This is a genomic window from Oceanotoga sp. (assembly GCF_030445905.1).
GTDB lineage: Bacteria > Thermotogota > Thermotogae > Petrotogales > Petrotogaceae > Oceanotoga > Oceanotoga teriensis.
Genome location: NZ_JASUSU010000031.1, coordinates 20,485 through 34,133 on the forward strand (window position 1 = coordinate 20,485; position 13,649 = coordinate 34,133).

The window sequence follows — 13,649 nt, forward strand, 5'->3', positions numbered from 1 at the left end:
TAGTTATATTTACTATTATTTACATGTAATTATCCATGAAATCCCTTATTTAATTTTTTTTAAAATGTTATAATTTGTTTGAATATACAGAATAGTATAAACATAATTATAATTAAAACAAAAAAGGAGGGGTTTTATGGATATTAATTATGATATTTCTAAAGCTATGACCATTAAATTGGACAACGAATTGCCAGAATATCCAAAGTTTAAAAAAGATATAAGAAGAGCTCCAAAGAGAGAACTAACTTTAAACAAAAATGAAATAAAGCTCGCATTAAAAAATGCTTTAAGGTATATACCTAAGGAACATCATGAAATGATGGCAAAAGAATTTTTAAATGAACTGATGGAAAAAGGTAGGATTTATGGCTATAGATTTAGACCCGAAGGTAATATTAAAGGTAAACCAATAAACGAATATAGAGGTAATATAATAGAAGCCAAAGCTTTTCAAGTTATGATAGATAACAATCTTGATTTCGATGTTGCATTATATCCTTATGAACTCGTTACATATGGCGAAACAGGACAAGTTTGTCAAAATTGGATGCAATATAGATTGATAAAAAAATATCTCGAAGTGATGACAGATGAACAAACTTTAGTTGTAGAATCTGGTCACCCTTTAGGACTTTTTAAATCTCATAAAATGGCTCCAAGAGTTATAATAACAAATGCTTTGATGATTGGTCTTTTTGATGATCAAGAAAACTGGATAAAAGCTCAAGCTCTTGGCGTTGCCAATTATGGTCAGATGACAGCGGGAGGTTGGATGTATATAGGTCCTCAAGGTATTGTTCATGGAACATTCAACACACTTTTAAATGCCGGTAGATTAAAACTTGGTATAGATTCAGATAAAGATTTAAAAGGAAAATTATTTGTTTCATCTGGACTCGGCGGAATGAGTGGTGCTCAACCAAAGGCTGCTGAAATTGCAAATGGTGTTGCCATAGTTGCAGAAGTAGATTATTCAAGAATAGAAACAAGACATGATCAAGGATGGGTCGGCAAAATAGCTGAATCACCTGAAGAAGCCTTCAAAATTGCGAAAGAAGCTCAAAAAAACAATGAAACTTTATCTATAGCTTTTCATGGAAATATAGTTGATTTACTCGAATATGCCGTTGAAAATAATATTCATATAGATTTATTATCTGATCAAACATCTTGTCATGCTCCATATGATGGCGGTTATTGTCCTATTGGAATAACATTTGAAGAAAGGACAAGTTTATTATCCTCAAATAAAAATAAATTTAAAACTCTTGTAAATGAAACTCTTATAAGACATTTTAATGCTATAAAAAAACTTGTAGAAAAAGGAACTTATTTCTTTGATTATGGAAATAGTTTTATGAAAGCAGTGTTTGATGCAGGTGCTAAAGAAATTTCAAAAAATGGTAAAGATACTTCAGAAGGTTTTATATTCCCTTCTTATGTCGAAGATATAATGGGCCCTATGCTTTTTGACTATGGATATGGTCCATTTAGATGGGTATGTCTGTCTGGAAGTAAAGAAGATCTTATAAAAACAGATAAAGCAGCTATGAACTGTATAAATCCGGACAGAAGAGGCCAAGATAGAGATAATTGGGTTTGGATAAGAGACGCAGAAAAAAACAACCTTGTTGTAGGCACTCAAGCAAGAATACTTTATCAAGATGCCCTCGGGAGAATGACTATAGCTTTAAAATTTAATGAAATGGTCAAAAACGGAGAAATAGGACCTGTTATGATAGGAAGAGACCATCATGATACAGGTGGTACAGACTCACCTTATAGAGAAACTGCAAATATAAAAGATGGTTCTAATATAATGGCCGATATGGCAACTCAATGTTATGCAGGAAATGCAGCTCGTGGTATGAGTTTGATCGCATTGCATAATGGTGGTGGAGTAGGAATTGGAAAATCTATCAATGGAGGTTTTGGCCTTGTATTAGATGGCTCAGAAAGAGTTGACAATATAATAAAAATGGCAATTCCATGGGATGTAATGGGTGGAGTTGCAAGACGTGCTTGGGCAAGAAATGAAAATTCAATAAATACTTCAATAGAATACAATATAAATTACACAGAAAATCACATAACCATACCGTATATAAGTGATGATGAAATGATAGATACATTAATAAATGATATAAAATAAAATAAAAAGTGAGGGAATTCAAAATGGCTTTTAGCAAAATTATAGAATGTGTACCTAATTTTTCTGAAGGAAGAAATATAAATGTTATTGAAAAAATAGTTGAAAACTTTAGAGCTAAAGATGGTGTAAAACTCTTAGATTATTCTTGGGATGAAGATCACAATAGATGTGTTGTAACAGTCGTAGGAGAACCTACACCTTTAAAAGATGCTGTTGTTGCCGCAATAGGTACAGCAATAAAAGAAATAAACATGAATGAACATAAGGGACAACATCCAAGAATGGGTGCTGTAGATGTAGTACCTTTTATACCAATAAAAAACTCAACAGTCGAAGAATGTGTTTCTCTTTCAAAAGATGTGGCTAAAGAAATATGGGAAAAATATGAAATGCCTTCATTTTTATACGAAAAATCAGCTTCTTCTCCAACAAGAAAAAATCTCGCAAAAATAAGAAAAGGTGAATATGAAGGTATGTTTGAAAAAATGCAGGAAGAAGATTGGCATCCTGATTTTGGAAACAATGCTCCTCATCCAACGGCAGGTGTTTGTGCTATAGGTGCAAGAGCACCTTTGGTTGCATATAATATAAATCTTGATACTTCAAATGTTGATATAGCTAATAAAATTGCAAAAAACATAAGACATTTAAGTGGCGGTTATAGGTTTGTAAAAGCTATGGGAGTTGAATTAAAAGACAGAAATATTTCTCAAGTTTCTATAAATATGACAGATTATACAAAAACTTCTTTGTATAGAGTATTTGAAACAGTAAAATTTGAAGCTAAAAGATGGGGAGTTAATGTAATAGGAAGCGAAATAGTGGGCCTTGTCCCTATGATGGCTTTAATAGAAAGTGCTGAATATTATTTAGGTCTTGAAGAATTTAAACCCGAACAAATACTCGAAACAAGAATTATGGAGTGATTCGAAAATTGAAAAATAATTTAATAATAAAAAATATAACTCAATTGGTTACTTGTTCTGGATTTGAAGCAAAAAAAGGAAAATCCATGAATGATTTAAACATAATAAACGATGGTTGTGTAATAATAAAAAATGGAATAATAGAAAAAGTTGGAAAATCAAAAGACATATTATCTCATATAGATGTATCAGAATATATAGTTATGGATTTAACTGGAAAAACTATGCTCCCAGGCTTCGTAGATTCTCATACTCATTTTATATTCGGAGGATATCGTGAAGATGAATTTGGAATGAGACTACGTGGTAAATCTTATATGGAAATAATGGAAAAAGGTGGAGGAATAATAAGAAGTGTAAATGCAACTAAAAATGCCTCTAAAGAAGAATTATATGAAATGGGTAAAAAAAGATTGGATGAAATGCTTGAATTTGGTATAACAACAGTGGAAGGAAAAAGTGGTTATGGTCTTGATCATGAAACAGAAATAAAACAATTAGAGGTCATGAAAGATCTAAACTCCACACACCCTATAGACATTGTAAGTACTTTTTTAGGTGCTCATGCCGTACCATCCGAATATAAAAATCGTGAAAATGAATTCATTGATTTCTTGATAGATGAAGTACTCCCTGAAATTTCTAAAAGAAATCTCGCAGAATTTTGTGATATTTTTTGTGAAAAAAATGTATTTGATTTAAAACAATCAGAAAAAATGTTAAAAGCTGGCAGAAAATATAATTTAAAGCCAAAAATCCATGCTGATGAAATCTATCCACTCGGTGGAGCTGGATTGGCTGCAGATATAAATGCAATTTCAGCTGATCATCTTTTGAATGCCAGCGACGAAGATATTAAAAAAATGGCTAAAAATAATGTTATTGCAACTTTATTGCCTTTAACAGCTTTCAGTTTAAAGGAAAATTATGCAAGAGCAAGATATATGATAGATAATAACTGTGCTGTTGCACTTGCAACAGATTTAAATCCTGGTTCATGTTTTTCAAATTCAATACCTTTAATGATAGCTATATCTTCAATATATATGAAAATGACTCCAGAAGAAACAATAACTGCTTTAACAATAAATGGTGCAGCCGCTCTTGATAGAGCTAATATAATAGGTAGTATAGATCCTGGTAAAAAAGCTGATTTTGTAATTTTAAAATATCCTTCATATGAATTTTTAACTTATAATTTTGGTGTAAATATCGTTGAAACAGTTATTAAAAATGGAAAAATTGTATTTCAAAAGGGGGAAATTTAAAATATGTTTAAAGATATGACTTTAAATGAATTTACAGAAAAAATAGCTTCTTCTGATCCAGTACCTGGTGGGGGAAGTGTATCAGCAGCGGCTTCTGCAATTGCCGCTTCTCTTTCAAAAATGGTAGCCAGTTTAACTATAGGAAAAAAGAAATATATAGATCAAGAAGCTACCATGAAAGAAATTTTTGAAAAATCTGAAAATTTAAGAAATATTCTCTTAGATTATATAGATAAAGATTCACAAGCTTTTAATGAAGTTATGAATGCTTTTAAAGCTCCAAAAGAGACTGATGAAGAAAAATCTAAAAGAACTACTTTAATTCAAAATGCAACTAAAAAAGCTGCTGAAGTACCTTTAAACATAGCAAAAATCTCTTTTGAAATTATGCAATTAGCCGAAGTAGTAGTTGAAAAGGGAAATAAAAATGCTATTACAGATGGTGCTGTTGCTGCAATGATGGCAAGAACAGGCATATTAGGTGCTCTATATAATGTAAAAATAAATCTTGGTTCTATAAAAGACGAAGAATATGTTCAAAGATTAAAAAAAGAAGTTGAAACTATCGAAAATCAGACTAAATTACTTGAACAAAAGATATTGACTAAAATAGATTTTTAAGTAATTTATAAGGGATTTCTAAGGTATTTTTAAGTCTAAAAAAGCATAATATAAATGTAATTAAATAACAGCAATAATCCCTTTCAAATAAAAGTTAGAAAATCCCTATTTAATGTTCAGGCCAGAAAGTATGCCAAGAAAACAAAGCATTTCCCGAAATATCGGGAAATGCTTTTTTAATACCGTAATTCTTCTTCTAATGCATGAACAAACTTTTCAACAAGTCTATGTTTTTCCAATGCAAGTTCATAACCTTTTTGAGTATTCATACCATCTTTTAATTTTAAAATCTTATCATAAAAATGTTCAATTCTTTTATTAAGTGTTTCTCCATTGTTATGCATTAAAACTCTTGAAATACCTATAGCACCTAAAGCATCTAATCTATCGGCATCTTGAAGTATTTTTGCTTCAATTGTCTTGGGAATTTTACCTTTTGAATATCTATGAACCATTATATTATAATAAACTTCTTCATGCTTGGGATAATTTATATTTATCAAAAATTTTTTAGCTATTTCAGCTCCCTTTTCAGCATGATCTATTTTAGGATTTTTTAATTCTTCATCTCTCGCAATATCATGTAATAAAGCTGATATTGCAATTTCTTCCATATCTCCCCCTTCAAAAGTTGAAATAAAAATAGAATTCTTTAAAACTCTAAATATGTGATCAATAGAATGCGTAATATGATACTCTTGGCTTAAAATATAATCTCTTGTTTTTTCAACAAAAATAGAATTCATTTATATCACTCCAATCTCAATCTAATAATATGATATCATTTTTAAGGTATAATTTAAATGGGGGTGATTAATTTGAAAATATTTAATATAATATTGATTCTACTTTTTGCAATTCCTTTCTCATATAAATATGATGATGGTATGTATACATATAAGAGTTTAGCTGATGAAGACAGTCAATTTGTAAAAATAGATGGTATAGATATACATTATAAAAAATATGGATCAAAAGATAAATATATAATACTATTACATGGATTTGGATCTGGCACTTATACATGGGATAAGACAATTAAAGAATTATCAGAAAAATTTACAGTAATATCTTTTGATAGACCTGGCTTTGGAATAACAGAAAGAGTTTTCAATGAAAATTTAAATCCTTATAACACAGATTATCATATAGAATTAATAAAAAAAATTATGGATGAATTCAAAATAAAGAAAACAACTTTAATAGGAAATTCTGCTGGTGGTTCTTTAGCAACATTGTTCACAAATAAATACCCGAATCTTGTTGAAAATTTAATTCTTGTTGATGCGGCAATATATACTGGCGGCGGTTCTCCAGATTTTATAAAACCTTTTTTAAATATTCCTCAAATAAACTATCTCGGACCAGAAATAAGTTCAAATTTACTTTTAAATGCTTCAGAAGATCTTTTAAAATTATCTTTTTATGATGAAAATAAAATAGATGAAAATACTTTAGAAAAATATAAAAAACCTTTAAAAGTTAAAGGTTATAAAAAAGCTTTTTGGGAATTTACAAAAGGAAGCAAAATGTATAATTTCGAATCAATCATTTCAAACATAAAAAATAAAACCATAATAATACATGGCAAAAAAGATGAAATAATACCTTATACAGATAGCATAAGATTATTTGAAAATATAGAAAATTCAGAATTATTTTTGATAGATAATTGTGGCCATGTTCCACAAGAAGAATGTCCTGAAGTATTTATAAATATTATAAAAAAAGCTATAAAATAAGCATGGTTAAAAAACCATGCTTATTTTTTATTCTGCACAATTCAAAGATGCTGAATATAGGGCTATTAAAGTTACTAATTGAGCTTTCATTATCTCATCTAAATTCAATTTTATCTTTGGTTTAAGTTTATCTTTTTCATTAAAATCAAAGTTCAATACAAAAGCCAATACAGTGTTTATAGTTTTACCGAACTTAAAACCTTTTGTATTTTTTATTATTTCATAAGTGTTCATAGTTTTTTTAAAATAAGAGTCAAGATCTTCATCATTTATAACTGCCAACCCTATCACAGGATAAATCATTTTCTCTTTAGACATATTTGAAGACTTTAAAAATTCAAATAATGTTCTACACTTATCCATATATAATCCTTTTTGATCGATTTCAAAAACCCCTAATAGTTGAGACAAGAATTGTAATTCTTTACCTTTTTTGAATTTTCTTTTCATCAAACTTTTGTAATAACTCTCTATATCTTCAAAGAGTTCTATCTCATTCTTTTCAGTGACCGAAAGTAAAACTGCAAGAGGATAATCATCTTCTGAACTTATAAAAAAATTTTTATTCTTCATGGTTAAATATATCTCAGAAGATTTACTTATAATATCATCTTTATCCGCCATTTCAATAAGAAAAAAAGAAACTATGGACAAATAAGAGCTATTTTCAAATCTCAACTTATTAAATTCCATATCTATTCTTTTTAATTCATCAAATTTTTCAGAAGAATTTTCATATTTTGAACAAAGCATAGCCGCAAGTTGATAAATTAAATATCCTTTATAATGAACAAATAATTTAGAATTTTCTTTTATTAATTTAACAGTTTCTTTAAATCTAAATTCATCAAATTCAGAATCAAAAATATAATAAATTAAAGCAATCAATTTGATAATCTCAGGATTTAAACGCCATTTTAAAAAGTTTTTTATCTTTTCATACTCTGTAAAATACTTGTTAAATGATTTCATAAAAATCTCTCCTATCCGATAATATAATAAACAATCGTAAAATATAAGGGGGATATACGTGAAAAATATAATATCTATAAAGCATAATAAATTAGAAGATTCATCAAATATAATGAATATTCATAAATATATTGTAGAATCTACAGAAAAATTAAAACCGAGAGTATCCTATATTTCAGCTGCTTCATACGATTCTTTTAAAGAAATAGAAGAATTCTATAAAATATACTCTGAAATACTCGGATGTAGTATAATCCCTATAACGCTTACAAATAAAGAATATGACTTTGAAGAACTTGAAAATATAATATATAACTCGGATATTTTATTTTTAGGAGACGGAGATATACTTCTTCTATATAACTACCTAATAAGTAATGGAATGGATATAATATTAAAAAATGCATATTTAAAAGGTATAAAAATAGTTGGAATTGGAGCAGGATCAAGTATATTATACAAAAACATACTGATAAAAAATAGGTCCAGTGCCCCAATTAAAATAAATGGATTGAATTTTTTAGATATATGCATAAATAACTTAGACTCAGAAGATTTGAAAGACGATCTCTTAAAATTAATAATAAGACAAAATTTAAGATGTTTACATTTAAGAAATGAAAGTGCTTTAGAATGGATCGATAACAAAATAAATAAAATAATCTCTTCTTCAAAGAAAAAATCTTATATGATAGAAAGAGACACTAATAACAATATTCAATACACAGAATTAATTTAATTAATAATAAGATACTATTATAGTATATAAAAATTAAATTAAAATTAAATTAAGAAAAAGATATGAATTTTGAAGAGTAAAAGCTACAAAAAAATGGACTGCCAGATAAAATAATTGGAACCTTATTATATCTGAATTGTCCATTTTTTCTAATATAAACTTAAAGACAATATCTTTAATTCTAACCTGAAAATTTTATATTACTTATTTTAAAAAGTTATTCATATTAATATACTATCATTTTTTGCACTTTTCATTTGTTTTTTTAAGTTTATTTTACAGACTCAATCTTACCTTAATTTATTTTTATATATTAATTAAACATTCTACCTATTTTCAAAATTATTAAAATATATCTTGATTTTTATATAGTTATCATTTTTTTCAAAAATATATCTTGCTTTATGTGATTCAAGTATTTCTTTAGATATATTTAATCCTATCTTATTTTCAAATAATTTTTCTGAATAAAAACAATCTATTTGTTGATTATCGATTATATTATCTAAACTTATATTTTCAAATTCTTTTCCAGAAATTTTTAACTCTAAGCAAACTTCATCTTTTTTGCTATTAAAAGTTGAAATTTCGATTATTTCTTCTTTTGACATTAAATTTAAACTATTAAAAATAATATCATTTATTACCCACTCAATTTTTAAAGGATCTATATAAATTTTTTGAATATTTGTCAAATTTAATTTTAATATTTTATTTTCATTTTCAGCTTTTTCTTTAAATAAATCATAACACTTTAAAATTAAACCATTTAAATCTTGAATTTTGTATATATAAAACATGTCAAAATCATCTATCTTTTTTATATTTATTAAATTAAAATTTAAATCAAACAAATTTTTAAATTTTAACTTTAATTTTTCAAATTTTGTTGTTTTTTCTAATTCTTTTTCTAACTCTAAAATATCGTCCCAAATATTTTTAAAATTAGTATTAGCATTTATTATTATTTCCGAAACAAAACTTAATCTCATCTTTTCAAATTCTTTTTGAATAGTTATATTCCTTAAAGAAACTATTATTCCATTTATATTTGAATTAATATCTCTAACTTTTGTCGAAAGTACATTAAAATAATATTCTTTATTATCAATATTAATTTTTAATATTTTATTCATTTTTTCATTTGTACCTCTTACAAAATTTGAAAGAATATCATAAAGATCTATACTTTTTATAACATCAAAAATATATTTATATTTAATATCTTCTTTTTTCTTATTAAAAAAGTAATCAAATTCATTATTAGATATTATAATCTTTAGTTCATCATTAAGAACTAAAATAGGATCTGGAATATTATTTATAAGTGCAGACGATTTATTTTTTTCATTTCCTAATTGATCCATTGCATTTATTTCAAAATTTTTTATTCTATCAGTCATCTTGTTAAATTCTTTTATTAAAATTTCGAGTTCATCATTAGATTTTATACTTAAATGTTCTCTTTTACTCATAGATTTTATTTCTTTGATTTCATTTATAAGTAAATATAAAGGTTTTAAAAATCTATTTATAAGATAATATGAAACTAAAATACTGAAAATTATAAATATAATGGATATTACAAATATTAATATTGTTAAATATTTACCTTTCATTACAAGTTCATTTTTAGAATTAAACATTGCCTTTTCATTAAGATTTATGAGATCATCTAAATTATTTATTAATTCATAATATATTGGATTTATATTTTCACCGTAAAACTTTTGATTTTCCAAAGAATTATCATTATTTTTTATATCCTCAAAACTTTTTAAAAAGTTTTTATAATTTTTATTTAAAAGTTCTACTAATTCTTTTTCTCCAATTTCTGTTATATTTAAAATTTCGAAAGAATAAGCCTTTTCAAAATTTATTCTTTCATTGTAAAATTTTTCTATATCTGCTACATTATAATTTTTTATAATATTCATAATTAAATTATTTTGTTCTTTTATAGAAAATTTCATTTCATTTAAAACTTTAACAGAATCATAATTATTTGAAATTAACAATTTAACATCAGAAGTAACACTTATCATATTTAAAATCGAAATTATCCCTATAAAACTTATTATCGCAGAAAGAATAAAAATCAAAAATATGAATTTTGATTTTAAACTATTAAACACATTATCACCTCAAAATATAAAAATCATTTATTTTTTATATCTTTTATAACATTTGAAATAGAAATTATTATAGCCATAAATTCTAATCTACCAAGTCCCATTCCTATTATTTGGACTATTTTTATAACATCAGGAACTTCATAACTAGTAATCCCAATTGAAAGCCCTACAGTTCCTAAAGAACTCGCAAATTCAAACATTGAATCTAACAATGGATATCCATTTAACACAAATATAAAAACTCCAACTAAAAAAGTTATTATATACATAGAAATAAAACTAAATATTTGATTTATATTTTTATCATTTATTATTCTTATTTCTCCCTGTCTATATACAGACCTTCTAAAATATGCATTTTTAACATATAATTTTTCTTTAATATTCCAATAAATATTTTTTAATATTATAGCTATGCGATAAAGTTTTATACCACCAGCCGTAGAACTAGTTCCACCACCTATGAGCATGAATAACACTAATAAAAACACACCCGCTATTGGCCAGTCATTATAGCTAACTGTAGAAAATCCTGTGGTTGACAATGCGCTTGTTAATTCAAAAATTGATATTCTAATACTCCTACCAAAATCATTATATAATTCACTAAATAATATAAAAGATAATAAAGGAACAAAAAAAACTAATAAAAATCCTAAAAATTTTATTTCTATATCATTTAAAGCTTTTTTTATTTTACCTTTTAATAAAATATAATGTGTGACAAAATTTGTAGTTCCAAGAAACATTAAAAATATCGTAACAGCTTCTATTGAAATACTATCCCAATACCCTATACTTTCACTATGAGTAGAAAAACCTCCTGTAGATAAAACTGCCATTGAATGATTAATTGCATCAAATAAATTCATTCCAGCAAGATAATACAAAATTGTTCCTAATACTAAATAACCTATATATATTTTTAATATTATTCTAGTTGTTTCAATTACATTCGGAACTAATCTTCCTTCTCTAGCTTCAGCTTCATATAACCCGGATCCTTCAGGTCCTATAATAGCAGACATCATAACAACTATTAATCCAGCTCCACCAAAAGCTTGCATTAAACTTCTCCAAAAAAGAAAAATTTTAGGAGTTGATTCGACTATTGCTACAGATAATCCTGTTGTCGTCCAACCACTCATAGATTCAAATAAGGAATCCAAAAAAGAAAAATTGTGATCCAAAAATTCTCGACCAAAATAAAATGGTAATGCACTTAAAAAAATGGTTAAAATCCAAGTTATAGTTACTATAAATGCGCCTTCTTTAATAGTTATAATGTTTTCTTCGCTTTTTCTTAAGAAAAAAATTCCTATTCCACCAATTAAAATAGTTAATATTCCAGGAAATAAAAAAAACTTAATAAGTTCATACTCTTGTGGAAAAAAAATTAATGATAACAATGGAGTAAACATTATGAAACCTACACCTGTTATTAAATAACTAACATATTTAAAAATTGTAAAATATTTTAATTTATTAAAATTTTGAATCATAAATTATCTCCTTAATTTTTTTCTTTTAAAAAAATACTTTCAAATTCTTTTTGATTTTGTACTGTTGTAACAGCTACTATTGAGTCATTAGATTTTAAAATAGTATTTCCTTTTGGAAAAATAACTTTCCCATTTCTAATAACAGAAACTAAAACAGAATTTTCTGGTAAATTTTTTGCAATACTTACAACACTTTTATTATCAGCAAAAGAATTTTCTGGTATACTTAATTCTACAATTGCCATATTTCCGCGTTTAAAAGTCATTAAAGTAACTAATTCTTTTGAAGTTATTTCATTTTTTATAAGTTGAGAAATAACTGAAGTACTACTAACAGCAATGTCAACCCCTAATTCTTCCATTACTTTTTCATTTTTAGGATTATTAACTCTTACGATTGTCCTAATTCCGTTAAAATTGTTATTAATAATTTGACATGCTACTAAATTATCTTCATCTTTTCCCGTTGTAGCAATTACAACATTAGTTTTATTTATTTCCGCCCCTTTAAGCACTTCCAAATCAGATCCATCACCATTTATAACAACTATACCCAAATCATTTGATATTTTTTCACATTTCTCTTTGTTTTTTTCAATTATTACAATATTATGATCATTTTTAAGTTTTTCTGATAAAAAATAACCTACTTTTCCACCACCAATTATTATTATATTCATTTTTAAAACACCTCTTTAAAATCAAAACTTATATTCAAATTGCTTTCCTTAGTCAAAAAAATTAAATTATCATCATTTATTACTTCTTTTATATCTTTCAAATACAATATATTTTCTTCTCTTATTAAAAAAAGAAATTGATAAGCAGAAGGTATCATACCATAAAAATTTTCTATATTCAAATTTTTTTTAGCTTTTATATTTATTATATTAAATTCTTCTGATAAAGGAAAAAATTTTATTTTCTCATCAAAAAGCATATTTGTTATTTGTATAGCATTTATTTCTGTTGTATTTATAATTTCCAAACCTAGATTTTTATATAATTCTTCTCTACTTTTATTATTAATTTTTGCTATAACTTTTTTTATTTGATATATTTTTTTAGCTATTTGTCCTGCCATTATATTTGTATTATCATTTTTTGTCATAGTCAAAACAGCGTCTGCTTTTTCTATACCAGCTTTTAATAATATTTCTTCATCTATTCCATTTCCGAGAATAGTTATTCCATTAAAAGATGCTTCTAATTTTTGAAACGTTGATTCATCATTATCAATAACTACAACATTATGATTTTTAGAAGAAAAATAATTAGCTAACTTAGAACCTGTTCTACCACAACCTATAACAATTATGTACATAATATACCTCCATTTTAATAACATTATATAGTATCTTTCTAAATTCTAAAAACGTTTATTTAAAGTAATTTTAAACGATGTTAAAAGGGATATTTACCCCCATAAGTTATAATTAAATTGTTAAGAAATAATAAATAACCATTTTCTGTTTTGTTAAACAACAAACACAAAAAAAGGAGGTAAATACCTTGAATAATTCTCAATTTTATCTTGATTTTGTTTATGATGAATACCTTAATAACCATTGTGAATCTAAATATCTTAT

12 protein-coding genes are annotated in these 13,649 nt (G+C 25.7%); 6 read left to right on the top strand and 6 right to left on the bottom strand.

Going from position 1 to position 13,649, the window contains the following annotated elements:
- Positions 1 to 136 precede the first annotated feature (136 nt).
- From PWP28_RS09460 to PWP28_RS09475, 4 genes are read left to right on the top strand one after another with little or no spacing between them, the layout of a single operon-like run.
- On the top strand, positions 137 to 2,155 hold the full coding sequence (locus PWP28_RS09460; RefSeq protein ID WP_109604136.1) for a urocanate hydratase: 2,019 nt from the start codon (positions 137 to 139) through the stop codon (positions 2,153 to 2,155).
- A 23-nt stretch (positions 2,156 to 2,178) separates the two neighbouring features.
- Positions 2,179 to 3,081, top strand: coding sequence for a glutamate formimidoyltransferase (gene ftcD / locus PWP28_RS09465; RefSeq protein WP_305081855.1), 903 nt, complete (start codon positions 2,179 to 2,181; stop codon positions 3,079 to 3,081).
- Positions 3,082 to 3,089: 8 nt separating this feature from the next.
- Positions 3,090 to 4,349 carry an imidazolonepropionase gene (gene hutI / locus PWP28_RS09470; RefSeq protein WP_308644638.1) on the top strand — a complete coding sequence of 420 codons (1,260 nt, stop codon included), beginning with the start codon at positions 3,090 to 3,092 and terminating at the stop codon, positions 4,347 to 4,349.
- Between the two features lie 3 nt (positions 4,350 to 4,352).
- Positions 4,353 to 4,970 carry a cyclodeaminase/cyclohydrolase family protein gene (locus PWP28_RS09475; RefSeq protein ID WP_308644639.1) on the top strand — a complete coding sequence of 206 codons (618 nt, stop codon included), beginning with the start codon at positions 4,353 to 4,355 and terminating at the stop codon, positions 4,968 to 4,970.
- Positions 4,971 to 5,146: 176 nt separating this feature from the next.
- Here the strand turns inward: PWP28_RS09475 and PWP28_RS09480 are convergent, their stop codons facing one another.
- The gene (locus tag PWP28_RS09480) at positions 5,147 to 5,716 is read right to left on the bottom strand and encodes an HD domain-containing protein (protein ID WP_308644640.1); all 570 of its coding nucleotides are present in this window, start codon (positions 5,714 to 5,716) and stop codon (positions 5,147 to 5,149) included.
- 72 nt (positions 5,717 to 5,788) lie between these two features.
- Here PWP28_RS09480 and PWP28_RS09485 point away from each other — a divergent pair, with 72 nt between their 5' ends.
- Entirely contained in the window at positions 5,789 to 6,712 is a 924-nt protein-coding gene (locus PWP28_RS09485) for an alpha/beta hydrolase (RefSeq protein WP_308644641.1), read from the top strand.
- A gap of 27 nt (positions 6,713 to 6,739) precedes the next feature.
- Here the strand turns inward: PWP28_RS09485 and PWP28_RS09490 are convergent, their stop codons facing one another.
- A complete protein-coding gene (locus tag PWP28_RS09490; protein WP_109604130.1) occupies positions 6,740 to 7,684 on the bottom strand; it encodes a DUF4003 family protein in 945 nt (314 codons plus the stop codon).
- A 58-nt stretch (positions 7,685 to 7,742) separates the two neighbouring features.
- On the opposite strand from PWP28_RS09490, the gene PWP28_RS09495 reads away from it, so the two are divergent.
- The gene (locus PWP28_RS09495; RefSeq protein ID WP_109604129.1) at positions 7,743 to 8,423 is read left to right on the top strand and encodes a Type 1 glutamine amidotransferase-like domain-containing protein; all 681 of its coding nucleotides are present in this window, start codon (positions 7,743 to 7,745) and stop codon (positions 8,421 to 8,423) included.
- Positions 8,424 to 8,749: 326 nt separating this feature from the next.
- Here PWP28_RS09495 and PWP28_RS09500 read toward each other — a convergent pair whose 3' ends face one another.
- From PWP28_RS09500 to PWP28_RS09515, 4 genes are read right to left on the bottom strand one after another with little or no spacing between them, the layout of a single operon-like run.
- Positions 8,750 to 10,558 (bottom strand): PAS domain-containing protein, encoded by a 1,809-nt coding sequence (locus PWP28_RS09500; RefSeq protein ID WP_308644642.1) that lies wholly within the window; start codon positions 10,556 to 10,558, stop codon positions 8,750 to 8,752.
- A gap of 23 nt (positions 10,559 to 10,581) precedes the next feature.
- Positions 10,582 to 12,060: a TrkH family potassium uptake protein gene (locus tag PWP28_RS09505; protein ID WP_308644643.1), complete on the bottom strand. Its 1,479-nt coding sequence runs from the start codon at positions 12,058 to 12,060 to the stop codon at positions 10,582 to 10,584.
- A gap of 11 nt (positions 12,061 to 12,071) precedes the next feature.
- Positions 12,072 to 12,740: a TrkA family potassium uptake protein gene (locus PWP28_RS09510; RefSeq protein ID WP_308644644.1), complete on the bottom strand. Its 669-nt coding sequence runs from the start codon at positions 12,738 to 12,740 to the stop codon at positions 12,072 to 12,074.
- 2 nt (positions 12,741 to 12,742) lie between these two features.
- Positions 12,743 to 13,384: a TrkA family potassium uptake protein gene (locus tag PWP28_RS09515; RefSeq protein WP_308644645.1), complete on the bottom strand. Its 642-nt coding sequence runs from the start codon at positions 13,382 to 13,384 to the stop codon at positions 12,743 to 12,745.
- Positions 13,385 to 13,649 lie beyond the last annotated feature (265 nt).

Coding starts and splice junctions, on each gene's coding strand:
- PWP28_RS09460 (WP_109604136.1), top strand. CDS start 137: ATGGATATTAATTATGATATTTCTAAAGCTATGACCATTAAATTGGAC.
- ftcD (WP_305081855.1), top strand. CDS start 2,179: ATGGCTTTTAGCAAAATTATAGAATGTGTACCTAATTTTTCTGAAGGA.
- PWP28_RS09475 (WP_308644639.1), top strand. CDS start 4,353: ATGTTTAAAGATATGACTTTAAATGAATTTACAGAAAAAATAGCTTCT.
- PWP28_RS09480 (WP_308644640.1), bottom strand. CDS start 5,716: ATGAATTCTATTTTTGTTGAAAAAACAAGAGATTATATTTTAAGCCAA.
- PWP28_RS09490 (WP_109604130.1), bottom strand. CDS start 7,684: ATGAAATCATTTAACAAGTATTTTACAGAGTATGAAAAGATAAAAAAC.
- PWP28_RS09505 (WP_308644643.1), bottom strand. CDS start 12,060: ATGATTCAAAATTTTAATAAATTAAAATATTTTACAATTTTTAAATAT.
- PWP28_RS09510 (WP_308644644.1), bottom strand. CDS start 12,740: ATGAATATAATAATAATTGGTGGTGGAAAAGTAGGTTATTTTTTATCA.
- PWP28_RS09515 (WP_308644645.1), bottom strand. CDS start 13,384: ATGTACATAATTGTTATAGGTTGTGGTAGAACAGGTTCTAAGTTAGCT.